Here is a 24045-nt window from a genome sequence, read left to right on the forward strand (position 1 = left end):
TTTTCGGACCGTCAACAGGAAGACTGCTCCCGTGACGTCCCGTACCCCGCGCGACTCCAGGCTCCGACTTGTCCGCGCGCCCCACCCGAGGGCCGAAAAGCGAGGAGAGACCCAGCGCGACCCAGCGCGACCGCTGTCCGCAGCCCCCGGCGCGGTGAGCAACCGCCGCGCGCGCCGGTCCGCGCCCCGTCCCCCCGAGGGCACGCCCGCGCCCGCGGAGCTGGCCAGGGGAGCGCGTGCCGGCCTCGCCGACGCCGTACGGGTGGCCCGCTGGGCCGACGACGCCCTGCGCCCCGGCCCCGGCCGCACCGGCGCGTCGCCCGACGGCAAGGGCACACTCTCCGACGCCACCGCCGAACGGGCCGCCGCCGAGCTGGGACTGACCCCCGGTCAGGTCCGCGCCGACTGGGACACCGCACGCCTCGCGGGCCTCATCGAGGTGCACGGCGACAGCGCACGCCCCGGCTGGCGGCTGCGCGCCTGGAACCGCGACGACACCGCCGTCCTGCGCGGCTGGGTCGCCCTCTTCGACGCCTGGTCGCTGGCCCACCCCGCGCCCGACACCCTCGCACCCGCGGCGGTCGCCGAGGTCGTCGAGGCCATGCCGCAGGTCCTCTCCTTCCTGCAGCTGTCGGCGGGCCCCGTCCCCGTGCCGCAACTGCTCGACCTCCTGGACCAGCGCGTCACGGAACTGCGCACCGAACGCTGCGAGATCCCCTACAACCCCCAGCCGGAGCCGGCCCCCGCCGCCGACTGCTTGGAGGACGCGGCCCCGCTCCCCGACCTCCTCGACTGGGCCCTGCACGGCCTCGCCGCCGTCGGCGCGCTGACCTACGCCGAGGGACAGGCCACGCTCACCCCACTCGGCAGCTGGGCGGTCTGGGTCAAGCTGGAGCAGATCTGCGTCGCCGCGCAGAGCCCCGCGGGGCACTTCGAGCAGTCCGCCGAGGACATGCTGCGCGGCTGCGCCCGCCTGCGGCCCAACGCGGCCCGCGCCGAGTACCGCGCCTGGCTCGCCGCCCGCCCCGTCGGCAGCGCCGTCACCGACCTCCTGGCCGCCGCCCGGGGCGAGGACGCCCTGCTGCGCGGCCTCGCCTTCGAGGCCCTGCGCGTGGTCGGCGCCCCGGCCGAGGCGGAGGTCAGGGCCGTCGTCGACGAGGCGTCCCTGCGTCCCTACGCCCTGCTGTGGCTCGCCGAGCAGGAGGGCACCGACCCCGAGGACGTCCACTACGTACTGACGCGGGAGGAGTCCACCTGGCTGTGGATCGACACCGCGGCGGCCGTCGCGGACCACGGGGAGGCCCAACTCCTCGTCCGGCACCTGGAGTCGGCGGTCCAGCCCACCGTGCCCGCCCTGCTCGACGAGGTGCGGCGCGCGGGGCACCCCCGCACCGTCCAGGTCCTGGTGGCCCTCGCGGCGGCCCACCCCGACCCGGCGCTCGCCAAGGCCGTGCGCCGCGCGGCCTTCCAGGTGCACACCGGCGGGGAGTGACGGAACACCGAAGGGACCCGGGCCCCGCCCGCGGGGCTCAGGTCCTTATCTCGGGGGCGTACGTGCCGAAACTCCATACGTTGCCCTCGGCATCCCGTGCCATGTAGTCCCGCGAGCCGTAGTCCTGGTCGGTCGGGGGCATCAGGATCTCCGCGCCGTGCTCCTTGGCGCGCTGGTGGTGGGCGTCCACGTCGTCCACGACGATGTACACCCCGCACGGCCCGGCGTCCTTCATCGCCTGGTCGTAGGCGCTGCCCGTGCCCTTGGAGCCGAGCATCACCGCGCCGTTCCCCTGGGCGAGTTCGGCGTGCACGATGCTGCCGTCCTCGCCCTCGTACACACTCACCTCGGTGAAGCCGAAGGCCTCCGTCAGCTGCTGGACCGCGGCTTTCGCGTCCGCGTACAGCAGCGTCGGGAAGACGCTCGGCCGTCCTCCGTCGTCGCCTGCCATGCCGATCACCCCGATCAGATCCGTGACGTGCCGTGCCGAGACGTGGAATGTGACCTGCTCCACATCTGCTCCCAGTCTGGCACCGGGGTCCGACAACGCCCGGCCGAAGCCCGCGACCGCTCAGCGGAAGGTGTTGCACTGCCCCATGTCGCCGGTGCGATAGCCCTGGTAGAACCACTGCTGGCGCTGTTCGGCCGAGCCGTGCGTCCAGGACTCGGGGGTGACCCGGCCCTGGAACTTCTCCTGGATCCGGTCGTCGCCCACCGCTGCCGCCGCGTCCAGGCCCTCCCGGATGTCGGCCTCGTCGAGGCTGCTGATCAGCGGCTTGCCCGTGCGGTCGTCCGGACTGCGGGTGGCGTGCCGCGCCCAGACCCCGGCGTAGCAGTCGGCCTGCAGCTCGACCTTCACCGCGTTGCTGTCGCGGCCCGTGCGCCCGTCCTGGGAGCGCCGCAGGGTCCCCATCAGGTTCTGCACGTGGTGCCCGTACTCGTGGGCCACGACGTACGCCTGCGCGAAGGGCCCGCCTGAGGAGCCGAAATTCGTCCGCAGCTCGTCGAAGAACCCCAGGTCCAGATAGACCTTCCGGTCGCCGGGGCAGTAGAAGGGGCCGACAGCCGACGTCGCCGCGCCGCAGGCGGTGCCCACCCGGTCGGTGAACAGGACGGTCTGCGCGGGGGAGTACGAGGCCTGCCTGCGCTGGAACTCGGGGCGCCAGAAGTCCTGGACGCTGTTGACCACCGCCACGATGCGGCAGTCGTCCTTGGTGTTCGCGTCCCGCCCCTTGCGACAGCTCTGCTGGACCTGTGCGAGGGACGAGGACGAGGCGGCGGGCTCCTCGTTGCCGGAGGAGAGCCCCAGTTGCTCGGGGCCCACTCCGAAGAAGAGGCCGAGGAGCAGCGCGATCAGGCCGGCGATGCCACCGCCGACGGTCGCCCTGCCGCCGGGGATCCGACTGCCGCGCACATCCTGCACCTCCGAGGTGTCCAGGTCGGCGTCGTCGTCGAACTGCATGGGCGCACCCCTCTGCCTGGCATCCGGGACGGCACGTGTCGCCCCGCACCGAGCTGTCGTTCCCTTCATCCTGATATGGCCGCCCCCACCGGGCGCCGGACGGAGGTCCGAACGGGGGACGCGGACCGCTCCCCGCGCCGTGTCGCCCCGTCACGCGGCGACCGCCCCGACCCCCGCGGCTACGCTCTGCGCCTGATCCGTGGGCCCGTGGTACCGAAGGGGGGCGTCATGTCCACTCACCCGCTCCAGACGACCGCTCACCCGCTCCCGGCGACCGCTCACCCGCTCCCGGCGACCGCTCACCCGCTCCCGGCGACCGCCCTGCCGCCCGGGACGGCGGCCGCTCCGCCCGTCGCGACCGTCCGGCGCGGCACCCGGATCGCGCTCCCCTTGGCCCTCGCCCTGCTCGCGCTGCCGCTCATCACCGCCGCCCACCACTCGCGGCCCGCCCCCTACGGAGACCACCTCACCGTCCACGCGCGCGTGGCGGCCGCGGGCCCCGCCGCGGACCCAGGGCTGCGCACGAAGGGCCGGGCCGTGGAGGCGTACGACAGCAAGAGCGGCACCCCGCGCTGGACGTACACGCGCGAAGGGCGGCGCCCCGTCACGCTCCTGCCCGCACCCGGGCACGCCTTCACGCTCTGGAGCGACGGCCTGGTCACCGACACCGCGCGCGCCGACGGCAGCTCCGTGCGCTGGCACCGCGCCATCCCGGCGAGCGCCGACTGGCTGCGCACCCCGGCGGCCCGCGACGGCGCCGGAGTCCTCCAGCCGCTCACCCCGGGCGCCCGCATGCTGGCCGTCGTCACTCCGCACCGCATCGCCGCCTACCGCACCGCGGACGGCGACCTGCGCTGGGTACTGCCCGCCCGCCCCGGCTGCGCGTTCGAACCCGCACGCTCCGTGCGCCGCGGCGGGGCCCTCCTGGTCGCGCAGCCCTGCGCGGGCCCGGCCACCCCCTGGACCGCCCAGGTCATCGCGGTCGACGACTACGGACGAATCGTTCCCGGCCGCACTCCACTGGGCAACGGGGACACCGAGCACGGCGCCCGGCGCGGCGGCGCCCAGAAAAACTAGTTGCGGTGGCCCGTTAGACTGGCTGCCATGGCAGCTCCTCTTCTCAGTTGGACGGCATAGACACCGGTCCCGAGCACCTCAGTCGTCCCTCTCGCCGTCCACTCTGTCTCAGGAGTACCCCGTGATCACCGCTTCCGGCATCGAGCTGCGCGCCGGCGCCCGCATCCTCATCGAGAACGCCACCTTCCGTATCGCGAAGGGCGACCGCATCGGCCTCGTCGGCCGCAATGGCGCGGGCAAGACCACCCTCACCAAGTGCCTGGCGGGCGAGGGCATGCCCGCCGCCGGCACGATCGCCCGCTCCGGAGAGGTCGGTTACCTCCCGCAGGACCCCCGCACCGGTGACCTCGACGTGCTCGCCCGCGACCGCATCCTCTCCGCGCGCGGCCTCGACGTACTGATCCGCAAGATGCGGGAGAACGAAGAGCGCATCGCTTCCGGCAAGGGCTCCACCCGCGAGAAGGCCCTCAAGCAGTACGAGCGCCAGGAGACGGAGTTCCTCACCAAGGGTGGGTACGCCGCCGAGGCCGAGGCCGCCACCATCGCCGCCGCGCTCAACCTCCCCGACCGTGTGCTCGGCCAGCCCCTGCACACGCTCTCCGGTGGTCAGCGCCGCCGCATCGAGCTGGCCCGCATCCTCTTCTCGGACGCCGACACGCTCCTCCTGGACGAGCCGACCAACCACCTCGACGCCGACTCGATCGTCTGGCTGCGGGACTACCTGAAGACGTACCGCGGCGGCTTCATCGTGATCTCCCACGACGTCGACCTCGTCGAGACGGTCGTCAACAAGGTCTTCTACCTGGACGCCAACCGCTCCGCGATCGACGTCTACAACATGGGCTGGAAGCTCTACCAGCAGCAGCGCGAGTCCGACGAGAAGCGCCGCAAGCGCGAGCGTCAGAACGCCGAGAAGAAGGCCGCGGCGCTGCACTCGCAGGCCGACAAGATGCGGGCCAAGGCCACCAAGACCGTCGCCGCGCAGAACATGGCGCGCCGCGCCGACAAGCTCCTCGCGGGCCTGGAGGAGGTGCGCCAGAGCGACAAGGTCGCCAAGCTGCGCTTCCCCGAGCCCTCGCCGTGCGGCAAGACGCCGCTCATGGCCGAGGGGCTCTCGAAGTCGTACGGCTCCCTGGAGATCTTCACCGACGTCGACCTGGCCATCGACAAGGGCTCGCGCGTCGTCATCCTCGGCCTCAACGGCGCGGGCAAGACCACCCTGCTGCGGCTCCTCGGCGGCGCCGAGAAGCCCGACACCGGCCAGGTCATCGAGGGCCACGGCCTCAAGCTCGGCTACTACGCCCAGGAGCACGAGACCCTCGACCCCGAGCGCACGGTCCTGGAGAACATGCGCTCGGCCGCCCCCGACCTCGACCTCGTCGAGGTCCGCAAGACGCTCGGCTCGTTCCTCTTCTCCGGAGACGACGTCGACAAGCCGGCGGGTGTGCTCTCCGGCGGTGAGAAGACCCGGCTCGCGCTCGCGACCCTGGTCGTCTCCTCGGCCAACGTCCTCCTGCTCGACGAGCCCACCAACAACCTCGACCCGGCGAGCCGCGAGGAGATCCTCGGCGCCCTGCGCACCTACAAGGGCGCGGTCGTCCTCGTCACGCACGACGAGGGCGCGGTCGAGGCCCTCCAGCCGGAGCGGATCATCCTGCTGCCGGACGGCGTCGAGGACCTGTGGGGCCAGGACTACGCCGATCTCGTCGCGCTCGCCTGAGGCCAGGGACCGCCCGGGACCGCCGGGCGGGAACGGCGGCGGTGACGTCCATGTTGCTTGATCGAACCACTGATCCACTGCGTATGGATCATTCGGCCGATCCGTGATCCCTCATCTGTGTGAGCTGTCCTCGTACCGAGGTGTGTCATACACGGATTTTGGCGCCGAGCTGCGATGAGGCTTGCCTCATCGCCCGCCACGGCGCTGACCTGGCACTTCGTCGCGCAACCCGTTCGGCCGTATGTAAATCCGCGTGCGGAATCGTTAATTCCGCTCGTGATGGCCGCTTCTGGAGAGGCAAACCCAGTCGTACGGACCTTGCCGAATGGGTGGCCAGGAAGCCCATGAGGGGTGATCATGAGAAGTCCAGAGCGCACTTCCCATGAGGAGGCACGGGTGGCCGAGACTCTGAAGAAGGGCAGCCGGGTTACCGGCGCCGCGCGCGACAAGCTCGCGGCAGACCTGAAGAAGAAGTACGACGGCGGTGCGAGCATCCGGGCGTTGGCCGAAGAGACCGGCCGCTCGTACGGTTTTGTGCACCGGATGCTCAGCGAGTCCGGAGTCACGCTGCGGGGACGCGGCGGGGCGACGCGCGGCAAGAAGGCCGCCGCCGGCTGACAGCAGGCGGCACGCTGTCCAGTGGGTCCGATGGTGACCACCCGGTCGGAAGGCTGATCGGCCGGGTGGTTACTGTGCAGTCACTTACGGGCGCTTCCATGCGTCCGGTCCGACTGCATCCCATCGGAGGCACCCATGGCTTCGTCCGACAGCGAGCTCGCACCGGTTCTCGACAAGGACGGCGTACGCCTCACCATCGACGAGGCCGTCGCCACGGTGACGCTGACCAATCCGGCCAAGCGCAACGCCCAATCTCCCGCGCTGTGGAGGGCGTTGACCGAGGCAGGCCAGCTGTTGCCCGGCAGTGTCCGCGTCGTGGTGCTGCGCGGTGAGGGCAAGTCCTTCTCCGCGGGCCTCGACCGGCAGGCGTTCACGCCCGAGGGCTTCGACGGCGAGCCGTCCTTCATCGATTTGGCACGCGGCGAGGACGACGTTCTCGACGCGACCATCGCCGAGTACCAAGCGGCGTTCACCTGGTGGCGGCGCAGCGACATCGTGTCCGTCGCCGCCGTCCAGGGCCATGCCATCGGTGCGGGGTTCCAGCTCGCGTTGGCCTGTGATCTGCGGATCGCCGCCGACGACGTGCAGTTCGCCATGCGCGAGACCAGCCTGGGCCTGGTCCCCGACCTCACCGGCACGCATCCGCTCGTGGGGCTCGTCGGCTACGCCCGCGCGCTGGAGATCTGCGCCACCGGGCGCTTCGTCCACGCGGACGAGGCCGAGCGTGTGGGCCTCGCCAACCTCGTCGTGCCCACGGACCAACTCGACGCCGCCGCCAAGGACTTGGCCGCCGCGCTCGTCGCCGCGCCCCGAGACGCGGTCATCGAGACCAAGGCGCTGCTCCAGGGCGCCACGGGCCGTTCCTACGAAGACCAGCGCGTCGCCGAGCGCGCCGCCCAGGGCCGACGCCTGCGCGACCTCGCGGGGCTCGGCGACTGACGTACGGGAAAGACCCTCGGCGACCGACGTACGGGAAAGATCTAGTCCAGCGCGGTGACGAGCACGGCCACCGAAGGGTGGTCCCGCAGGGCGTCACCGACCGCCGCGCGGACCGCGAGCGCCACGTCCAGGGTGCGGTGCCCGCGGTCCGCCGCGAGCTCCACGCGCGCGTGGCGGCGCGGCAGCGTGTCCGTCGCCGGATGCCGCTCGATGTGTACGGCCCGGCCGAGTACCCCGGTCAGCCGGGTCACACCCGGCACCGACAGGGCGGCCCGCGCGGCGCGCGCCTCGTCGTCGTCGCCCTCGGGCGTCTCTGCCGCCTCCGCCTCCTGCGTGCGGCTTTCCCCCGGGTGGACGTCCTTGAGGGCTTCGCCCTCGTCGAGCAGGGCCGTCACCCGCAGGTCCACGTCGTCGACCACGAGGCCGAGCCGGACCGCGGCGCCCACCAGCGCGGCGCGCAGCCGGTCCGCCGCCGCGGGCAGCGGCTCGGTGGTGGCGGCCTCGAAGCCCGCGGTGATCCGCAGCGGTCCGGGCGGCAGCGCGCTCGGCGGTGCCGGCACGGCCGCGACGTACATCCCCTCGGGATCGGCCAGGGCGATGCGCACCGTGCCCAGGCGCACGCCGGTGAGCTGTCGCACCGCATGGCGCAACGCTGTGTCCGCCGCCGACTCCGTCACCCATGTGCCGTCTCCCGCGCCGCCCAGTGGCAGCACCCGCCCCAGGCCGAGCTGTCGGCGCACCGCCTGGGTCCAACCCTCACCCGTCATGGCTCCAGCCTGCCGCATCCCTGGCGCGCTGCCGAGCAACCGCACTTAGTGTGGGCAAAGGAGCAGCTCCTCTCGAAGGAGAAGATCCCCTTTCGAAAGGCACGGGACGGCGATGACCGACACCGGACAGCGGAAGACGTCTCAGACGCTGGAGAAGGAGTCCCCGGACGAGACCGCGGCGAAGACCGCGACCCGGCGGGGCGGCGGTGACCCCGGGAGCCGGGGCCGCACCACCATCGCGGACGGCGTGGTCGAGAAGATCGCAGGGCTCGCCGCACGCGACGTCGTCGGCGTGCACGCCATGGGCGGCGGCCTCGCGCGGACCTTCGGCGCCGTGCGCGACCGGGTCCCCGGCGGCTCGAAGTCCGTGACGCGCGGCGTGAAGGCCGAGGTCGGCGAGGTGCAGACCGCGCTCGACCTGGAGATCGTCGTCGAGTACGGCGTGTCGATCGCCGATGTCACGCAGGACGTACGGGAAAACGTGATCGCGGCCGTCGAGCGCATGACCGGGCTCGAGGTCGTCGAGGTCAACATCGCCGTGAGCGATGTGAAACTGCCCGACGAGGACGACGACGAGCCTCAGGGACGCCTCCAGTAGGACGTCTCGCCAAAGCGCTAAGGAGCGCACGATGAGCATGGCCGTGATCGGCATGGTGGCCGGAATGGCACTTGGCTTCGCCGGATACTTCGGTGGATTCGGGGCGTTCCTGCTGGTGGCCGCCCTGGGCGCCATCGGTTTCGTGGCCGGCAGGTTCCTCGAGGGGGACCTGGAACCCGGCGACTTCTTCCGCGCCCGCGGCGACCGGCGGCGGTGAGCGGTGGCGGCACAGGTCGCGCCCGGGGAGCGCGGCGCGACCCGGATCGCCGACCGGGTCGTCGCGAAGATCGCCGCACGGGCGGCGCGCGAGGCCGTGGCGGCCGTGCCGGTCGACGGCTCCCCGCCGCACGCCACCGTCTCCGTCCACCATGAGACCGCCCGCGTCCGCATCAGCCTGGAGCTCGACTACCCCTGCGACATCGGCGGCCAGTGCGGCGCCGTGCGTCGCCATGTCGCCCAGCGGGTAAAGGCGTTGGCGGGGATGGACGTGCCCGAGGTGGCCGTCCAGGTGGAGCGGCTGCACTCGGCGCAGGTACGCGCCGCGGCACAGGGGAGGACACGGTGAGCGAACCCCAAGGGGGCGGCGGCACCCAACCGCTGCCGGTCATCGAACAGGCGGAGAGCGAGTTCGGTCAGTCGGCCTCCGCGGCCGCCTACCAGCCGTTGCCCACTCTGACGCAGGACGACGACAAGTCCGGCCGCTTCTGGTCGCCGCGCCGCGTACCGGCGGCGCTCATCTCACTGGTGGTCCTCGGCGGCGCGGGACTTCTGCTGTACGACGTCGTCGCCGTGCGCGCCGACCACCCCGCGATGCGGTGGCGGCGCGAACTGGCCCACCAGCTCGGCGAGCGGCCCCTCGACGACACCGCCGTCCTCGCGGGAGCGGCCGTCGCCGCCCTCGCCGGGGTGTGGCTCCTCGTGCTCGCCGCGACGCCCGGACAGCGCGCGATCCTGCCCATGCGGCGCACCCACTCCGACGTACGCGCCGGTCTGCACCGGGGCGCCGCCGCCATGGTGCTGCGCGACCGGGCCATGGACGTGTCCGGAGTGCAGTCCGTAAGGGTCCGCATGACGCGCTCCAAGGTGGACGTGCGTGCCGTGTCCCACTTCCGTGAACTCGACGACGTACGCGGCGACCTGGACGCGACGCTGGCCGACGGCATCCGCGATCTGGGCCTCGCCCGCGCCCCCGGACTCTCGGTCCATGTGGCGCGGCCGGGGAAGAAGGGGTGAGCGCGATGCTGCGGACCGTGAACCGCGTGGTGCTCGGCCTGGCGGGGCTCGCGCTGCTCGTCCTCGGCGGTTCGGTGCTCGCCGTCGGGCTCGGTGTCTCCCCGCCCTCGTGGTGGATCCACGACGGGCGGCACGACGTGCTGGTCAGCGCCGCGGACCGGGCGCGCCGGCGCGACGACGGATGGTTCTGGCCGACCGTCATCGGCGGCCTCGCCGTGACCGTACTGCTCGCGCTGTGGTGGCTCTCCGCGCAGCTGCGCAGGCGCCGCCTCACCGAGGTCCTGGTGGAGACCGGGGACGGCGAGGGCGCGTTGCTGCGCGGGCGCGCCATGGAGAACGTACTGACCGGCGAGGCCGAGACGCTGGAGGGCGTCGAGCGCGCCCAGGTCGTCCTGACCGGACGGCGCAGCACGCCGCAGGCGCGCGTGGAGCTCGTCCTCGAACCCCACGCCACGCCGTCCGACGCGCTGCACCGGCTCTCCGCGGAGGCCCTCGCGCACGCCCGTGACTCGGCGGGCCTGGCGAGCCTGCCCGCCACGGTGCGGCTGCGCGGGGTCAAGCACCGCGCCGAACGCGTGAGTTGAGCCGTGCCGCCGAGGCCTGCGGTGGCGTCAGAAGCCGCCGCGCGCCCCGCCGTCCACCGGCACCATGATCCCCGTCAGGTACGAGGCCGCGGGCGAGAGCAGGAACGCGGCCGTGCGGCCGAACTCCTCCGGCGTGCCGTAGCGGCGCAGCGGAATGCCGGCCTCGTTGGCGGCGCGGGTGGCGTCCGGGTCGGGGGAGAGGCCGTCCAGCTGGCGCATGCGGTCGGTGCCGATCCGGCCGGGGAGCACGCCGAGCACGCGGATGCCGCGCGGGCCGAGCTCGTCCGCGAGGGACTTGGCGAACCCGGCGAGGCCGGGCCGCAGGCCGTTCGAGATCGTCAGGCCCGCGATCGGCTCGTAGACCGAACCGGAGAGCACGAAGCCGATGACGCCGCCCTCGCCGAGCTCGGCGGCGGCGGAGCGGGCGAGCCGCACGGCGCCGAGGAACACCGACTCGAAGGCCGACTGCCACTGCTCGTCGGTGTTGTCCGCGACGAAGCCGGGGGCGGGCCCGCCGACGCTGATCAGTACGCCGTCGAAGCCGCCGAAGTGCTCGCGCGCCGCGGCGATCAGCCGGTCCGCGACGGCCGGGTCGGCGTTGTCGGCGGCGACGCCCACCGCGTTCGGCCCGAGCTCGGCGGCCGCCTCGGCGACGGTCTTCTCGTCGCGGCCCGTGACCACGACCTTCGCGCCGTCCGCGACCAGCTCGCGGGCGGTGGCGTTGCCGAGGCCACGGGTGGCGCCGGTGACTACGTAGACACGGTCTTTCAGTCCAAGATCCATGGCCCCTATCCTCCCGCGTCCGTGCCGAAGAGCGCGAGGGCGGTATTGACCAGCCCGATATGGCTGAATGCCTGCGGGAAGTTGCCCAGCTGGCGTTCGGCCACGGCGTCGTACTCCTCCGCGAGCAGCCCCACGTCGTTGCGCAGCTCGACCAGGCGCTCGAACAGCTCGCGCGCCTCCTTCGTGCGGCCCGTCATGTGCAGGGCGTCCGCCAGCCAGAACGAGCAGACGACGAAGGTGCCCTCCTGTCCCGGCAGGCCGTCGATCTCCCTCTCGTCCCCGCTGTAGCGGCGCAGGAATCCATGGCGGCCGAGGTCGGCGCGGACCGCGTCGATCGTGCCGATGACGCGCGGGTCGTCGGGCGGCAGGAAGCCCAGGCGCGGGATGAGCAGCAGCGAGGCGTCCAGTTCGGTGGAGCCGTAGGACTGCGTGAAGGTGTTGCGCTCCGCGTCGTAGCCGCGCTCGCACACCTCGCGGTGGACCTCGTCCCGCAGCTCGCGCCAGCGCTCCACGTCGCCGCCCAGCTCAGGGTCCGCCTCCAGGGAGCGCACGGTGCGGTCGGCGGCGACCCACACCATCACCTTCGAGTACACGAAGTGGCGGCGCCCGCCGCGCACCTCCCACAGGCCCTGGTCCGGCTCCTGCCACTTCTTGCGCAGGAACTCCAGCAGGCACAGCTGGAGGTTCCAGGCGTGCGGGCGGCGGGCGAGGCCCGAACGGTGCGCGAGGGCAAGGGAGTCGACGACCTCGCCGTACACGTCGAGCTGCAGCTGTTCCACGGCTTCGTTGCCGACGCGGACCGGAGCGGAGTCCGCGTAGCCGGACAGCCACGGAAGCTCGTGCTCGGCGAGGCGCCGCTCTCCGGAGAGGCCGTACACGATCTGGAGGTCGTCCGGGTTGCCCGCGACCGCGCGCAGCAGCCAGTCGCGCCACGCCTCGGCCTCCGCCAGATACCCGGCCGAGACCAGCGCGCCCAGGGTGAGCGTGGCGTCCCGCAGCCAGCAGTAGCGGTAGTCCCAGTTGCGTACGCCGCCGATCTCCTCCGGCAGCGAGGTGGTGGGGGCGGCCACGATGCCGCCGGTCGGGGCGTAGGTGAGGGCCTTGAGGGTGATGAGGGAGCGGACGACCGCGTCGCGGTGCGGCCCTTCGTAGGTGCAGTGGGCCGCCCAGGCGCGCCAGTCCGCCACGCTGTCGCGCAGCGAGTCGTACGGGTCGACGAGCGGAGGGCGCGGCTCGTGCGAGGGGTGCCAGGTGAGGACGAACGCGACCTTCTCGCCCTCCTCGACGGTGAACTCGGAGTGGGTGCCGAAGGCATGGCCCCAGGTGTGCACCTGTGGCTCGCTCCGCAGCCAGACGGAGTCGGGGCCCGCGACGGCGACCCGGTGGCCGTCCTGTCTGCGCATCCAGGGCACGACCGAGCCGTAGTCGAAGCGGAGCCTGAGCGTGCTGCGGACGGTGACGCTGCCCTTGAGGCCTTCGACGATGCGTACGACGTCGGGGGTGCGGTCACGCTGCGGCATGAAGTCGGTGACGCGGACGGAGCCGTTCTCGGTGTCCCACTCGGAGTCGAGGACGAGGGTGTCGGGGCGGTAGGCGCGGCGGGTGCAGGGGCCCGCGTCCGTGGGGGCGACGCGCCAGTGGCCGTTCTCCTCGTCGCCGAGCAGCGCGGCGAAGCAGGCCGCGGAGTCGAACCGGGGCAGACAGAGCCAGTCCAGGGAGCCGTCCCTGCCGATCAGGGCGGCGGTCTGGTGGTCGCCGATGAGGGCGTAGTCCTCGATGGGGTGGTGATGCACGGTGGACGGGTTCCCGGAGTGGGACTTCGTCAATCGGGCCCCCGTCAGGCCGCTGCCGGCGCTGCTTCCTGCTCGGGCGCCTTCGCCGCCTCCGCCCGGTCGCGGACCTCCCTGCGGACCAGGACCACCCAGCCGATCGGCACCCCCGCGGCGAACAGCCACCACTGCACGGCGTACGCCATGTGGGCGCCGATGCCGCTGTGGTCGGGCTCGCCGATGAGTTCGGGGGAGTCGCTCTCGGGCGAGGTCAGCTCGATGTAGCCGCCGAGGACCTGCTTGCCGAGGGCGTCGGCCTGCTGGCCGCTGCTGATCAGCATGATCTGACGGTCGGGCAGGCCGCGGACGTCCTTGATGCCGCTGGCCGCGGACGTCTCGTCGGCCATCAGACGGCCGGTGACGGTGACTTCGCCCTTCGGGGGCGCGGGGATCTTCGGGAAGGCGGTCTGCGGGCCGTCCGCGGGGATCCAGCCGCGGTTGACGAGCAGGACCTTGCCGTCGTCGAGGACGAAGGGGGTCAGGACGTGGAAGCCGACCTCGTCGTCGGAGTTGGTGCGGCGCCGCACGACGACCTCGTCCTTGGTGTCGAACGTCCCCTTGGCGCTCACCCGGCGGTACAGATCCGTCCTCGGCACCTCGTGGCCGGGCGAGGTGAGCTTCTCGGCCGGGACGGGGGGCGCGGCCAGCGCGTCGGAGATCCGCTGGTTCTGCGCGACACGGTGCTGATGGCGATGCAGCTGCCAGAAACCCAGCTCGACCATCACGGGGATGAGAACGAGGCCGATGAGGGTGAGGATCACCCACTGCCGGGTCAACAGGAAGCGGTACACCCCACGACGGTACAACTAGGGCCGTGGGGTGTCCGAGGGTGGGGTCGGGTGAGCGAGCGGATCGAGTCGGACCTGGTCGCAGGGCCGGGCCGGAGCCGGTCGCCGGGCCCGGGCAGACCGTGTCGCCGGGCCGGGTCAGACCTTGTCGACGATGCCCACCCGCCCCTCCGCGCGCGAGCAGTGGGCGCCGCAGTACCAGTGCCCCTCGACCTCGACGCCCTGGCCGATGATGCGGCACCGGCAGTGCTCGCAGATGGGCGCCATGCGGTGGATGGCGCAGGAGAAGCAGTCGAAGACGTGCACCGCGCCCTGCGCGTGCACCTCGAAGGACATGCCGTAGTCGTTTCCGCAGACCTCGCAACGTGCCATGCGCCACAGGGTGGGACGCCGCGGCGGTGCGGGGCGAGCGGGCGGCGGGCGAGTCGTGCGGCAATCACCCGTCTGACGGTTACGACTCCGTCGACGGTTACGACTCCGTGGCCGGTGCCACGTCCTGGAGGAGCTGCCCGAAGGCCGCCTCGTCGATGACCGGGGTGCCGAACGAGCGCGCCTTGACGGTCTTGGACGTGCCGGAGTCCGGGTCGTTCGTGACGAGGAGGCTGGTGAGGCGGGACACGCTCGTCGCGATGTGCAGCCCGGCCTCCATGGCCCGGTCCTCCAGGAGCTCCCGCTCCACGGAGGTGTCTCCGGAGAACGCGACGCGCATGCCCTGCTTGAGCGGTTTGCCCGGTTCGTAACGCCCCGGGTTCGGGTACGGGCACGCGGGGCGCTTGCGCGAGGGGCGCCAACTCCCCGGCCGGTACGAGGCGGCGGGCGTCGGGCCCGTCGGCTGGCGGACGATGCGGGGCGCGCCGTCCGACCACTCGGTGAGGGGGCGGCACTCCAGGAGCGGCAGGCGGACGTTGCCCCCGGCCGCCGCGTGCAGGCTGGGGCGGAAGGCCTCGGCGAGCACGCGCGCGTCGTCCAGGGCGTTGTGCGCGTGGCGCTGCTCGACGCCGAAGTGCGCGGCCAGGGACTCCAGCTTGTGGTTGGGCAGCGGCAGGTCGAGCTCCTTGGAGAGCGCGATGGTGCACAGGCGCTGGCGGACGGGAGCGGTGCGCTCCGCGCGTGCGTACTCCCTGGCGATCATCGACCAGTCGAAGACGGCGTTGTGCGCGACGAGGACGCGGCCGTCGAGGCGGCTCGCGAACTCCTCGGCGATGTCCTTGAACAGCGGCGCGTCCGCGAGCATCTCGGTGGTGAGGCCGTGGATCCAGACCGGTCCGGGGTCGCGCTGGGGGTTGACCAGCGTGTACCAGTGGTCCTCGATCTCGCCCTGGGCGTCCACGCGGTAGACGGCGGCCGACACTATGCGGTCGTCGCGGGCCAGGCCGGTGGTCTCCACGTCGACGACCGCGTACCCCGTTGGATACGCGGCCGGCCAGGGGGCTGCGGACGCTGCGGTCGTGCGGTCTTCGAGCATGGTCCATGAGGATACGGGCCGCGACTGACAGTCATGTCCCTGGGCCGAGTGACAGTCATGTCCCCGGGCCGAGAAGGCCGGAAACCAGCGCCTTGACAGAGGTGGTGAAGACGGCGTCCGCGTCGACGGGTCTGGCCAGTGCGCGGGCGAGCGCCGGGTCCTGCTCGGCGTTCCGCGCCGTCCACAGCTCGTCCTCGGCGGGACGCTGCGCGGGCGCGCGCTCGCGGTTGCGCTCGACCAGGACATGGCCGACGACATGCACCTGGACGGCGCGCACGGCGTCGGCCGCGCGGGCGCCGCGCAGGCCCGCCGCGTGCACCTCGTGCACCAGGGCCAGCTGGGCGGGCAGGAACATCCGTTCCGTGAGGCCCCGTTCGTGGACCATCGCGACGAGGTGGGGATGGTCCCGCAGCTGGCGGCGCAGGGCGCGGGCCACGGAGACCACGCGCTGCGCGGGGGTGCTTCCGGTGGCGCGGATCTCGCCGAGGTCGGCGACAGTGCGCTCGACCAGGGCGTCCAGAAGCGACTCGCGGTTGCCGACGTGCCAGTAGATGGAGGTCACCGCGGTGCCGAGCTCGGCGGCGAGCTTGCGCATCGTCAGGGCCTGCGGGCCGTGCTGCTTGACGAGGCCCGCCGCGGCGTCGAGGACCTGCTCCCGGTCCAGATGCGTACGCGTCTCTTTACCCTTCACGGGTCCTGTTGTAACTGTGTTACAGAACCGCCGCAAGTCCCGGCCGCGGACCCCGCTCCGCGCTGACGAAGGGTGGTACGACATGGCACGCGTACGCTACGGAGCGCGCTCCGATGCGGAGATCACCGCCGCACGCTCCGCGAGTTCCAAGCTCCCCGACATCTGGTCCACGGGCGTGGTGGCCGTCTGGGAGACCGATCCGGACGCGGTCGCGGCGGTGCTTCCGCCGCCGCTGAAACCCACCGGGCGGCCCCTGGTGCGGGCGAACATCAGCAAGGTCGACCTGCCGGGCTATCCGCTGGGCGCGGGCTCGGTCGCCGTCGCCGCCGAGCACGGGGGAGTGACGGGCTGGTATCCGCTGGTGATGCCGATGACCCACGAGCGGGCGTTGATCGGCGGGCGCGAGGTCTTCGGGGAGCCCAAGAAGCTCGGCGAGGTCGAGGTGGAGCGCGACGGGCTTGTGGTGTCGGCCCGCCTCGCCCGGCACGGCATCGCCTTCGTGGAGGTGCGCGGCGCGGTCAGCGGCACCCTGCCGCTGCCGGAGCCGACGCGGAAGACCGACTTCTACTTCAAGTTTCTTCCCGCGGTCGACGGTTCGGGCTTCGACGCGGACCCGGTGCTCGTGCACTGCGTACGCAACGAGAAGGTGCGCAAGCTGGAGGCCGTCACCGGGGACGTGGTCCTGCGCGAGTCGATGTACGACCCCGTGGCCGATCTTCCGGTGCACGCCCTCGTCGAGATCACCATCGGCGAGAAGACCACCGACCAGCAGGGCCGCGTCGTCGAGCGCGTCAGCGCGCAGGCCCTGCTGCCCTACATCCACCAGCGCTACGACGACCCCGCGCAGATCCTCGACGGGCCGCCCGAGGGGAGCGTCTGAGATGGAGCTGCGCGAAGGGCAGGTCGCCGTCGTCACGGGCGCGGCGAGCGGCATCGGACTGGCCATGGCGCGACGCTTCGCGGCGGACGGCCTGAAGGTGGTCCTCGCCGACGTCGAGGAGGGCGCCCTGGAGAAGGCGGCCGCCTCGCTGCGCGAGGACGGGGCGACGGTGCACGCGCGCGTGGTCGACGTCGGCGCGCGCGAGCAGGTCTTCGCCCTTGCCGAGGAGACGTACGAGAAGTTCGGCGCCGTCCATGTGCTGTGCAACAACGCGGGCGTCGGCTCGGGCGCCGAGGGCCGGATGTGGGAGCACGAGCCGAACGACTGGAAGTGGGCCTTCGAGGTCAACGTCTGGGGCGTCTTCCACGGCATCCAGGCCTTCGTGCCCCGGATGATCGCGGGCGGCGGCCCGGGGCACGTCGTCAACACCTCCTCCTCGGACGGCGGCATCGCGCCGCTGCCCACCGCCTCCGTGTACGCGGTCACCAAGGCGGCCGTGGTGACGATGACCGAGTCCCTGTACGCCCATCTGAAGGCGGAGCACGCGCGCGTGGGCGCCTCCGTGCTCTTCCCCGGGCCCCACATGCTGCGCACCGGGCTGTGGGAGTCGCACCGCAACCGCCCCGAGCGGTACGCCAAGTCCCGCCCCCGCAGAACCCCTTACCGCAGCCTCGACCAGTGGGAGGCCGCGATGAAGGAGGCGGGGCAGGAGGTGGAGTTCACGCCCGTCGAGCAGGTGGCGGACTTCGTGGCCGAGGGCATCGCGGCAGGCCGCTTCTGGCTGCTTCCTCCGGGCGAGCACAGCGACCGGCAGATCGAGGCGAGGTCGCGCTCGATGCTGGAGCGGTCCGACCCGGCGTACCTCGAGAACTTCATCCTGGACTGAAGGGAGCCCATCGATGACCGCCCAGGACGACCCCTACCTGATCATCTCCTCCGACTGCCACGCCGGGCTCCCCACCGAGGAGTACCGGCCCTACCTCGACAGCCGTTTCCACCGGGCCTTCGACGACTTCCTCGGCGAGCGCGGCGCCCGCCGCGAGGAGGCGACCCGGCTCGGCATCCGCAACGACGCGTTCGCCGCCAAGTGGTTCCAGGACAACGAGGAGGGGCTGCGCGGCGGTTGGGACACCGCACAGCGCCTCAAGGAGCTGGACGGCGACGGAGTGGCCGCCGAGGTGGTCTTCCCCGACGCGGACGCCGTGGACAGCCGGACGGCCGCGCCCTTCGGCGTGGGCCTCGGCCTCTCCGGCGACCAGGACCCGGACCTCGGCATGGCGGGCGCGCAGGCGCACAACCGCTGGCTCGCCGACTTCGTGTCCGAGCGCCCCGAACGGCACTGCGGCGTCGCCCTGTTGCCCATCACGGGCGAGGTCGACCGCGTCGTCGCCGAGGTGCACCGCGCCAAGGCGTCGGGGCTCGGCGCGCTGATGATCCCCTCCATGTGGGTCGACAAGGCGCCCTACCACGACCGGCGTTACGACCCCGTGTGGGCGGCGGCGGCCGAGTGCGCGATGCCGGTGGTCACCCACTCCGGAGCGGCGCCCCGCCACGAGTACGGCGACCACCTCGGGATCTACGTCTCCGAAGTGACGTGGTGGCCCGCGCGGCCGCTGTGGTTCATGCTTTGGTCCGGTGTCTTCGAGCGCCACCCGGGGCTGAGGTTCGGCGTCGCGGAGTCGGGCTGCTGGTGGCTGCCGAACCTCCTGTGGTTCATGGACCGCCTCTATCTGGGCGCGCACGGCGGCAAGAAGCTCTCCCCGTTCGAGGAGCTGAAGCGCCCGCCGCACGAGTACCTGGACCGGCAGATCTTCGTCTGCGCCACCAACACCAAGCGCCGCGAGCTCGCCCAGCGCTACGAGATCGGCGTCGACAACATCCTGTGGGGAAGCGACTTCCCGCACCCCGAGGGCACCTGGCCCGACACGCGCGCGTGGCTGAAGAAGACCTTCCACGACATCCCCGTGGCGGAGACCCGCCGCATGCTGGGCCTCGCCGCAGCCGAGGTCTTCGGTTTCGACACGGAGAAGCTCGCGCCGCTGGCCCGTCGCATCGGCCCCGCGCCGGCCGACCTCGGCCAGGACGCCGACCAGACCGCCGTGGAGGCCTCCTGGGCGCGCTCGCGCGAGGTGGGCCGCCACTGGCTGACCGACCACGACTTCCCGACGCTAGGGGTGACCCCATGACAGAGGACCGCTACACCGTCATCTCCGCGGACTGCCACGCGGGCGCCGATCTCCTGGACTACAAGCCCTACTTGGAGTCCCGCCACCACGACGCGTTCGACGCGTGGGCCGCCACCTACGTCAATCCGTACGAGGACCTCCTCGCCGACACCGCCGACCGCAACTGGAACTCGGACCGCCGCGTCGCCGAGCTCGAAGAGGACGGCATCGTCGCCGAGGTCGTCTTCCCGAACACCATCCCGCCGTTCTTCCCCTCGGCCTCGCTGATGGCCCCGGCGCCGACCCGCGAGGAGTTCGAGCAGCGCTGGGCGGGGCTGCGCGCCCACAACCGCTGGCTCGCCGACTTCTGCGCGGCGGCTCCCGGACGCAGGGCGGGTGTCTTCCAGATCCTCCTGAACGACATCGACCAGGCCGTCGGCGAGATCCGCTGGGCGGCGAAGGCGGGCCTGACGGGCGGTCTCATGCTGCCCGGCACACCGCCGGGCTCGGGCCTTCCCGAGCTCTACTCGTCGGCGTACGACCCGATCTGGGCGGCCTGCGCCGAGCTGGGCGTGCCGGTCAACCACCACGCGGGTTCGGCCTCGCCGCCGCTGGGCGAGGAGCCGGCCGCGCGCGCGGTGTTCATGGTCGAGACGACGTGGTTCTCGCACCGCGCGCTGTGGCACCTCGTCTTCGGCGGGGCCTTCCGCCGCCACCCGGACCTGAAGCTGGTCCTCACCGAGCAGGGCTCGGGCTGGATCCCCGGGGTGCTCGACATGCTGGACTACTACCACGGGCGCCTGGTCGCGGCGGCGACGCAGAAGGACGCCGCGGGGACGGCCGAGTCGAAGTTCGGCGCGGGCCTCGCCGAGGCGATGGGCAAGGGCCCCTCCCAGGTGTGGCGGGACAACTGCTTCGTGGGCGCCAGTTTCATGCGCCCCCACGAGGCGGCCCTGCGCGAGCGCATCGGCCTCGACAAGATCATGTGGGGCAGCGACTACCCGCACGACGAAGGCACCCACCCCTACTCGCGCGAAGGCCTGCGCATCGCCTACGCGGGCCTGCCCAGGGACGAGATCGCGGCCATGGTCGGCGGCAACGCGGCCCGCGTCTACGGCTTCGACCTGGAGCGGCTCGGGCAGATCGCCGCGCGCGTGGGACCCACGGTCCAGGAACTGGACGAACCCCTCAAGGAGGCACCCGCCGGCGCCACGAGCCCGGTGTTCGCGCCGGGAGGGTCGGTCCGCGTCTGGTGACTTCCGCGGTGCGATGCTCCCTGCGTGACTGAAGCGACACATGACGAAACCGAAGCGACGCACGACGAAGCGCACGGCGGCGCCCTCGGCTCCCGGCTCAACTGGCTGCGGGCCGCCGTGCTCGGGGCCAACGACGGCATCGTGTCCACCGCGGGCCTCGTCGTCGGTGTCGCGGGTGCCACGGGCGACCGCAGCACCCTGCTGACGGCGGGCCTGGCCGGGCTGCTCGCCGGGTCCATGTCCATGGCGGCCGGCGAGTACGTCTCCGTGTCGACGCAGCGCGACTCGGAGAAGGCCGCCCTGGCCATGGAGAGGCGCGAGCTGCGCGAGCAGCCCGAGGCGGAACTGGCCGAGCTGACCGACCTGTTGGAGGAGCGCGGGCTCAGCCGCGAGGTGGCCCGCGAGGCCGCCGAACAGCTCACCGAGCGGGACGCGCTGCGGGCCCATGCGCGCGTGGAGCTCGGTATCGACCCGGACGACCTGACCAACCCCTGGCACGCCGCCTGGGCCAGCTTCGTCGCGTTCACCGTCGGCGCGCTCCTGCCGCTCCTCGCGATCGTGCTGCCGCCCGCCGACTGGCGGCTCGGCGTCACGGTCGTGTCCGTCCTCGGGGCCCTCGCCCTCACGGGCTGGAGCAGCGCCCGCCTGGGCGCGGCGGACGTGCGCCGTGCCGTGGTGCGGAACATGGCGGGCGGCGCGCTCGCGATGGCGGTGACGTACGGGGCGGGCGCGTTGCTGGGGGCGGTTGGTGTTTGACGCCGGGTCTTTGGCGAGGATCACCAACAACTGCTCCCGTACCCCGGGTAATACTTGTCGGTAACAACCCCTAGTCGCGGGCGACCTGCCGTTCTACGGTGCACGCATGTCCCCGAACCTGCCCGATGTCGTGCTGTGGTCCATCCCGGCGTTCGTGCTGCTCACCGTCGTCGAGATCGTGAGCCACCGGATCCATCCCGACGAGGACGCCGCGGGGTACGAGACCAAGGACGCCGCCACCAGCATCACCATGGGGCTCGGCAGCCTCGTCTTCGACTTCCTGTGGAAGATCCCCATCGTCGCGATCTACTCGGGCGTCTATGCGCTGACGCCGCTGCGCGTGCCCGTCCTGTGGTGGACGATCCCGCTGATGCTCCTCGCGCAGGACTTCTTCTACTACTGGTCGCACCGGGGCCACCACGTCATCCGCATCCTGTGGGCCTGCCACGTGGTGCACCACTCCAGCCGCAAGTTCAACCTCACCACGGCGCTGCGCCAGCCCTGGACGAGCCTCACGGTGTGGCCGTTCTACCTGCCGCTCATCGCCTGCGGCGTGCACCCGGCGGCACTCGCGTTCTGCTCGGCGACCAACCTGGTCTACCAGTTCTGGATCCACACCGAACGCATCGGGAAGCTGCCCCGCCCCTTCGAGTACGTCTTCAACACGCCCTCGCACCACCGCGTGCACCACGCCTCCCAGGGCGGCTACCTGGACCGCAACTTCGGCGGCATCCTCATCATCTGGGACCGCATGTTCGGCTCCTGGGTCGCCGAGACCGACCGGCCCGTGTACGGCCTGACGAAGAACATCAGCACGTACAACCCGCTGCGCGTGGCCACCCATGAGTACGCCGCCATCGCCAAGGACCTGAGGGCGGCCGCCAGTTGGCGCGAGCGCGCCGGACGCGTCTTCCGCGGCCCGGGGTGGCAGCCGCAGGCCCCCGAGGCGTCCACGGCACCCACGGCGCCCGTGCGGGCCTCGGACGCGACGGTCCCGGAGCGGGCGGCATGACGGGGTCGGGCGGCACGACGAGGCGGCCGTCCCCGAGGCTGCTCCTCGGCGCCTTCGGCGTCGCCGCACTCGGCGACCTGGTCGCGCTCCTCGCGGACTCCGGGCCCGGCCACGCCGTCTTCAAGCCGCTGCTCATGCCGCTCCTCGCGGCGTACGTCGCCACGCGGCGGGGTCCGCGGCTGCTGATCGCCGCCCTCCTCTTCGGCTGGGGCGGCGACACCTTCCTGCTCTTCGACGCCGAACTCGCCTTCCTCGCGGGGATGGGCTCCTTCGCGGTGGGGCACGTCTGCTACCTCGTGCTCTTCAAGCGGTACGGGGACACCAACAGGTACGCGCGCGTGGGTGGTTCCCCACGCGCGCGGGGGACCGCCCTCGTCGCCGTGTACGCTCTCGCGCTCGCCGTCACCGTGGCGCTGCTCTGGCCGGACCTGCCGGCCGACATGCGGGGCCCCGTCGCGGGCTACAGCCTGCTGCTCACCACCATGGCGTTCGGCGCGACCACGCTCGGCCTCACGGCGGCCGCCGGAGGCGCGCTGTTCCTGCTGTCGGACACCCTCATCGCGACCGGAGTCGCCGAGTGGCCGCAGCTGCCGAGGCCCGACTTCGCGGTCATGCTCACCTACATCGCGGCGCAGTTCCTGCTGGCCAAGGGCGTGCTGGCGACGGCCGACGCGCAGCCGGAGCCCGCTCGCACCACGGCGCCGGAGGTCACCAGCGGATCGGCACCGGCACCGCGGTGAGCAGCGCCGAGACCACCACGACGAGGCCCAGCGCGATCACTTCCCCGCGCGCGGGAACGTACGCCGAGACGCGGTCCCCCGTACCGCGCAGCCGACGGCGAGCCTGCAGCGCGAGCACCGCGACGACGGCCACGAGCAGCACCTTGGCCACCAGGGTGCGGCCGTAGGCCGTCTCGGTGAGCTGGTCGAGCACCGTGCTCGGCGGCATCCGGCGCAGCGTGCTGAGCGTTCCGGTCACCGTGATCGCGGCGAACAGGACGGCGGCCACGCGCGCGTAGAGCCCCAGTACGGCGGCGCCCTCCTCCGGAGAGGACGTCCGCCACCGCCGCAGCATGCGCAGGACGGCCAGCAGCCCGCCCGCCCACAATGCCCCGCACGTCAGATGCACCAGCGTGAGACCGCTGCCGACGAGCGGGGAGTCCTCCACCGGAGGGTGGGCCCGCAGCGCCTCCGCGACGATCACCGCGGCCAGCGGGAGCACGGCGGACGCCGGGCGCCGCGAGCGCGCGCACAGGGCCGCCACGATGAAGGCGTTGACCTCCAGGAGGGCGAGCCGGCCGTCCCGGGTGTCGTACAGCCGCCCGATGTCCAGATCGGAGAGCTCCTGCGGGACCAGGTTGCCGTTCGCCACGACCGCGGCGAGCGCCAGCGCGGCGACGCACCCCGCCCATGCCGCGTACGCCGCCCAACTGCGCGGCGTCCGGTCAAGGGGCGCCCCCGGCACCCGGCGGGCGAGCCGGGTGGCGAACACCTCGCCCAACTGCACGCACAGCGCGGCGAACACGACCGCGCGCAGGGCCGTGATGCCGGCCGTGCCGGGCGCCTGGGCCTCACCGGTGCCGCGCAGCGCGGCCGACGGGCCGAGCAGCGGGATCAGCGCGGCGACGGCCACGAGGACGAGGACGGCCACCGCGCGTCCCACGGGCGGACGGCGGCGCGGGGCGCGGTGCGAGACGGGGGCGGTGGTCGGTATGCCGGTCGTGGCATCGCCTCCGGGCTCTGCGGACGGTCTCATGGAGCTCACCACAAGATCTTCACCAGGGCGTCCCGATACGGGCAAGTCCTGGTGGACAACTGGCGCAAAGGCGTTCCGATCGGACTGACCCGCTCAATATCGGTCGTCAATACCGGTCGTCGATACCGGTTGTTCCGCTCGGACCGATCCGCTCGGCATCGGTCGTTCCGGCAGC

The 24045-nt window shown here is 72.5% G+C and carries 27 protein-coding genes; 17 read left to right on the plus strand and 10 right to left on the minus strand.

Annotation, left to right across the window (positions count from 1 at the left end; all coding sequences use genetic code 11):
• Positions 1–31: 31 nt before the first annotated feature.
• Entirely contained in the window at positions 32–1492 is a 1461-nt protein-coding gene (locus AB0B50_RS24555; protein ID WP_362335674.1) for a hypothetical protein, read from the plus strand.
• Between the two features lie 37 nt (positions 1493–1529).
• On the opposite strand, the gene AB0B50_RS24560 is transcribed toward AB0B50_RS24555, so the two are convergent.
• Together AB0B50_RS24560 and AB0B50_RS24565 are read right to left on the minus strand one after the other, a co-directional pair.
• Positions 1530–1943 (minus strand): VOC family protein, encoded by a 414-nt coding sequence (locus AB0B50_RS24560; protein WP_362335897.1) that lies wholly within the window; start codon positions 1941–1943, stop codon positions 1530–1532.
• Positions 1944–2063: 120 nt separating this feature from the next.
• Positions 2064–2954, minus strand: a complete 891-nt coding sequence (locus AB0B50_RS24565; protein WP_362335677.1) for a neutral zinc metallopeptidase — start codon at positions 2952–2954, stop codon at positions 2064–2066.
• Positions 2955–3182: 228 nt separating this feature from the next.
• On the opposite strand from AB0B50_RS24565, the gene AB0B50_RS24570 reads away from it, so the two are divergent.
• The 4 genes from AB0B50_RS24570 to AB0B50_RS24585 all read left to right on the plus strand — a co-directional run bounded on the left by AB0B50_RS24570 (position 3183) and on the right by AB0B50_RS24585 (position 7308).
• A complete protein-coding gene (locus AB0B50_RS24570; RefSeq protein WP_362335680.1) occupies positions 3183–4031 on the plus strand; it encodes a hypothetical protein in 849 nt (282 codons plus the stop codon).
• A 121-nt stretch (positions 4032–4152) separates the two neighbouring features.
• A complete protein-coding gene (locus tag AB0B50_RS24575; RefSeq protein ID WP_362335683.1) occupies positions 4153–5751 on the plus strand; it encodes an ABC-F family ATP-binding cassette domain-containing protein in 1599 nt (532 codons plus the stop codon).
• Between the two features lie 396 nt (positions 5752–6147).
• The gene (locus tag AB0B50_RS24580) at positions 6148–6369 is read left to right on the plus strand and encodes a helix-turn-helix domain-containing protein (protein WP_055550175.1); all 222 of its coding nucleotides are present in this window, start codon (positions 6148–6150) and stop codon (positions 6367–6369) included.
• Positions 6370–6504: 135 nt separating this feature from the next.
• Complete coding sequence (locus tag AB0B50_RS24585) at positions 6505–7308, plus strand: enoyl-CoA hydratase/isomerase family protein (protein WP_362335686.1); 804 nt, start codon at positions 6505–6507, stop codon at positions 7306–7308.
• A gap of 41 nt (positions 7309–7349) precedes the next feature.
• On the opposite strand, the gene AB0B50_RS24590 is transcribed toward AB0B50_RS24585, so the two are convergent.
• A complete protein-coding gene (locus tag AB0B50_RS24590; protein ID WP_362335689.1) occupies positions 7350–8075 on the minus strand; it encodes a nucleopolyhedrovirus P10 family protein in 726 nt (241 codons plus the stop codon).
• A 112-nt stretch (positions 8076–8187) separates the two neighbouring features.
• On the opposite strand from AB0B50_RS24590, the gene AB0B50_RS24595 reads away from it, so the two are divergent.
• From AB0B50_RS24595 to amaP, 5 genes are read left to right on the plus strand one after another with little or no spacing between them, the layout of a single operon-like run.
• Positions 8188–8673 carry an Asp23/Gls24 family envelope stress response protein gene (locus tag AB0B50_RS24595; RefSeq protein ID WP_362335692.1) on the plus strand — a complete coding sequence of 162 codons (486 nt, stop codon included), beginning with the start codon at positions 8188–8190 and terminating at the stop codon, positions 8671–8673.
• Between the two features lie 31 nt (positions 8674–8704).
• Positions 8705–8890 (plus strand): hypothetical protein, encoded by a 186-nt coding sequence (locus AB0B50_RS24600; RefSeq protein ID WP_055702375.1) that lies wholly within the window; start codon positions 8705–8707, stop codon positions 8888–8890.
• Positions 8891–8893: 3 nt separating this feature from the next.
• Complete coding sequence (locus tag AB0B50_RS24605) at positions 8894–9238, plus strand: hypothetical protein (protein WP_362335695.1); 345 nt, start codon at positions 8894–8896, stop codon at positions 9236–9238.
• Positions 9235–9906, plus strand: a complete 672-nt coding sequence (locus AB0B50_RS24610) for a DUF6286 domain-containing protein (RefSeq protein WP_362335698.1) — start codon at positions 9235–9237, stop codon at positions 9904–9906. Before AB0B50_RS24605 ends, AB0B50_RS24610 begins: the two co-directional genes overlap by 4 nt.
• A 5-nt stretch (positions 9907–9911) precedes the next feature.
• On the plus strand, positions 9912–10490 hold the full coding sequence (gene amaP / locus AB0B50_RS24615) for an alkaline shock response membrane anchor protein AmaP (RefSeq protein WP_362335701.1): 579 nt from the start codon (positions 9912–9914) through the stop codon (positions 10488–10490).
• Positions 10491–10517: 27 nt separating this feature from the next.
• Here amaP and AB0B50_RS24620 read toward each other — a convergent pair whose 3' ends face one another.
• From AB0B50_RS24620 to AB0B50_RS24645, 6 genes are all read right to left on the minus strand, one after another.
• Entirely contained in the window at positions 10518–11273 is a 756-nt protein-coding gene (locus tag AB0B50_RS24620) for an SDR family oxidoreductase (RefSeq protein WP_362335704.1), read from the minus strand.
• Between the two features lie 5 nt (positions 11274–11278).
• On the minus strand, positions 11279–13066 hold the full coding sequence (locus AB0B50_RS24625) for a glycoside hydrolase family 15 protein (RefSeq protein WP_362335707.1): 1788 nt from the start codon (positions 13064–13066) through the stop codon (positions 11279–11281).
• A 44-nt stretch (positions 13067–13110) separates the two neighbouring features.
• Positions 13111–13893 carry an SURF1 family protein gene (locus AB0B50_RS24630; protein ID WP_362335710.1) on the minus strand — a complete coding sequence of 261 codons (783 nt, stop codon included), beginning with the start codon at positions 13891–13893 and terminating at the stop codon, positions 13111–13113.
• A gap of 135 nt (positions 13894–14028) precedes the next feature.
• A complete protein-coding gene (locus AB0B50_RS24635) occupies positions 14029–14262 on the minus strand; it encodes a hypothetical protein (RefSeq protein ID WP_055702389.1) in 234 nt (77 codons plus the stop codon).
• A gap of 97 nt (positions 14263–14359) precedes the next feature.
• The gene (locus AB0B50_RS24640) at positions 14360–15355 is read right to left on the minus strand and encodes a DEDDh family exonuclease (protein ID WP_362335713.1); all 996 of its coding nucleotides are present in this window, start codon (positions 15353–15355) and stop codon (positions 14360–14362) included.
• Between the two features lie 55 nt (positions 15356–15410).
• Positions 15411–16046, minus strand: coding sequence for a TetR family transcriptional regulator (locus tag AB0B50_RS24645; protein WP_362335716.1), 636 nt, complete (start codon positions 16044–16046; stop codon positions 15411–15413).
• Between the two features lie 82 nt (positions 16047–16128).
• Here AB0B50_RS24645 and AB0B50_RS24650 point away from each other — a divergent pair, with 82 nt between their 5' ends.
• The 7 genes from AB0B50_RS24650 to AB0B50_RS24680 all read left to right on the plus strand — a co-directional run bounded on the left by AB0B50_RS24650 (position 16129) and on the right by AB0B50_RS24680 (position 22855).
• On the plus strand, positions 16129–16926 hold the full coding sequence (locus AB0B50_RS24650; protein ID WP_362335719.1) for an acetoacetate decarboxylase family protein: 798 nt from the start codon (positions 16129–16131) through the stop codon (positions 16924–16926).
• A gap of 1 nt (position 16927) precedes the next feature.
• Positions 16928–17812, plus strand: a complete 885-nt coding sequence (locus AB0B50_RS24655; RefSeq protein WP_362335722.1) for an SDR family NAD(P)-dependent oxidoreductase — start codon at positions 16928–16930, stop codon at positions 17810–17812.
• Positions 17813–17825: 13 nt separating this feature from the next.
• The gene (locus AB0B50_RS24660; protein ID WP_362335725.1) at positions 17826–19112 is read left to right on the plus strand and encodes an amidohydrolase family protein; all 1287 of its coding nucleotides are present in this window, start codon (positions 17826–17828) and stop codon (positions 19110–19112) included.
• Positions 19109–20347 (plus strand): amidohydrolase family protein, encoded by a 1239-nt coding sequence (locus tag AB0B50_RS24665; RefSeq protein WP_362335728.1) that lies wholly within the window; start codon positions 19109–19111, stop codon positions 20345–20347. The genes AB0B50_RS24660 and AB0B50_RS24665 overlap by 4 nt, the downstream gene beginning before the upstream one ends.
• Positions 20348–20371: 24 nt before the next feature.
• Complete coding sequence (locus tag AB0B50_RS24670; RefSeq protein ID WP_362335732.1) at positions 20372–21103, plus strand: VIT family protein; 732 nt, start codon at positions 20372–20374, stop codon at positions 21101–21103.
• 106 nt (positions 21104–21209) lie between these two features.
• Positions 21210–22115, plus strand: coding sequence for a sterol desaturase family protein (locus AB0B50_RS24675; RefSeq protein ID WP_362335735.1), 906 nt, complete (start codon positions 21210–21212; stop codon positions 22113–22115).
• Positions 22112–22855: a lysoplasmalogenase gene (locus AB0B50_RS24680; protein WP_362335737.1), complete on the plus strand. Its 744-nt coding sequence runs from the start codon at positions 22112–22114 to the stop codon at positions 22853–22855. Before AB0B50_RS24675 ends, AB0B50_RS24680 begins: the two co-directional genes overlap by 4 nt.
• Here AB0B50_RS24680 and AB0B50_RS24685 read toward each other — a convergent pair.
• Positions 22824–23879, minus strand: a complete 1056-nt coding sequence (locus tag AB0B50_RS24685) for a CopD family protein (RefSeq protein ID WP_362335740.1) — start codon at positions 23877–23879, stop codon at positions 22824–22826. The two genes, AB0B50_RS24680 and AB0B50_RS24685, sit on opposite strands and share 32 nt — an antisense overlap.
• Positions 23880–24045 lie beyond the last annotated feature (166 nt).

Source organism: Streptomyces sp. NPDC041068, assembly GCF_040647455.1.
Taxonomy (GTDB): Bacteria; Actinomycetota; Actinomycetes; order Streptomycetales; family Streptomycetaceae; genus Streptomyces.

Excerpts from the sequence above, each read along its gene's own strand:
- AB0B50_RS24560 (WP_362335897.1), bottom strand. The coding sequence starts at position 1,943 with ATGGCAGGCGACGACGGAGGACGGCCGAGCGTCTTCCCGACGCTGCTG.
- AB0B50_RS24565 (WP_362335677.1), bottom strand. The coding sequence starts at position 2,954 with ATGCAGTTCGACGACGACGCCGACCTGGACACCTCGGAGGTGCAGGAT.
- AB0B50_RS24570 (WP_362335680.1), top strand. The coding sequence starts at position 3,183 with ATGTCCACTCACCCGCTCCAGACGACCGCTCACCCGCTCCCGGCGACC.
- AB0B50_RS24585 (WP_362335686.1), top strand. The coding sequence starts at position 6,505 with ATGGCTTCGTCCGACAGCGAGCTCGCACCGGTTCTCGACAAGGACGGC.
- AB0B50_RS24590 (WP_362335689.1), bottom strand. The coding sequence starts at position 8,075 with ATGACGGGTGAGGGTTGGACCCAGGCGGTGCGCCGACAGCTCGGCCTG.
- AB0B50_RS24595 (WP_362335692.1), top strand. The coding sequence starts at position 8,188 with ATGACCGACACCGGACAGCGGAAGACGTCTCAGACGCTGGAGAAGGAG.
- AB0B50_RS24600 (WP_055702375.1), top strand. The coding sequence starts at position 8,705 with ATGAGCATGGCCGTGATCGGCATGGTGGCCGGAATGGCACTTGGCTTC.
- amaP (WP_362335701.1), top strand. The coding sequence starts at position 9,912 with ATGCTGCGGACCGTGAACCGCGTGGTGCTCGGCCTGGCGGGGCTCGCG.
- AB0B50_RS24620 (WP_362335704.1), bottom strand. The coding sequence starts at position 11,273 with ATGGATCTTGGACTGAAAGACCGTGTCTACGTAGTCACCGGCGCCACC.
- AB0B50_RS24635 (WP_055702389.1), bottom strand. The coding sequence starts at position 14,262 with ATGGCACGTTGCGAGGTCTGCGGAAACGACTACGGCATGTCCTTCGAG.
- AB0B50_RS24640 (WP_362335713.1), bottom strand. The coding sequence starts at position 15,355 with ATGCTCGAAGACCGCACGACCGCAGCGTCCGCAGCCCCCTGGCCGGCC.
- AB0B50_RS24650 (WP_362335719.1), top strand. The coding sequence starts at position 16,129 with ATGGCACGCGTACGCTACGGAGCGCGCTCCGATGCGGAGATCACCGCC.
- AB0B50_RS24655 (WP_362335722.1), top strand. The coding sequence starts at position 16,928 with ATGGAGCTGCGCGAAGGGCAGGTCGCCGTCGTCACGGGCGCGGCGAGC.
- AB0B50_RS24660 (WP_362335725.1), top strand. The coding sequence starts at position 17,826 with ATGACCGCCCAGGACGACCCCTACCTGATCATCTCCTCCGACTGCCAC.
- AB0B50_RS24665 (WP_362335728.1), top strand. The coding sequence starts at position 19,109 with ATGACAGAGGACCGCTACACCGTCATCTCCGCGGACTGCCACGCGGGC.
- AB0B50_RS24675 (WP_362335735.1), top strand. The coding sequence starts at position 21,210 with ATGTCCCCGAACCTGCCCGATGTCGTGCTGTGGTCCATCCCGGCGTTC.
- AB0B50_RS24680 (WP_362335737.1), top strand. The coding sequence starts at position 22,112 with ATGACGGGGTCGGGCGGCACGACGAGGCGGCCGTCCCCGAGGCTGCTC.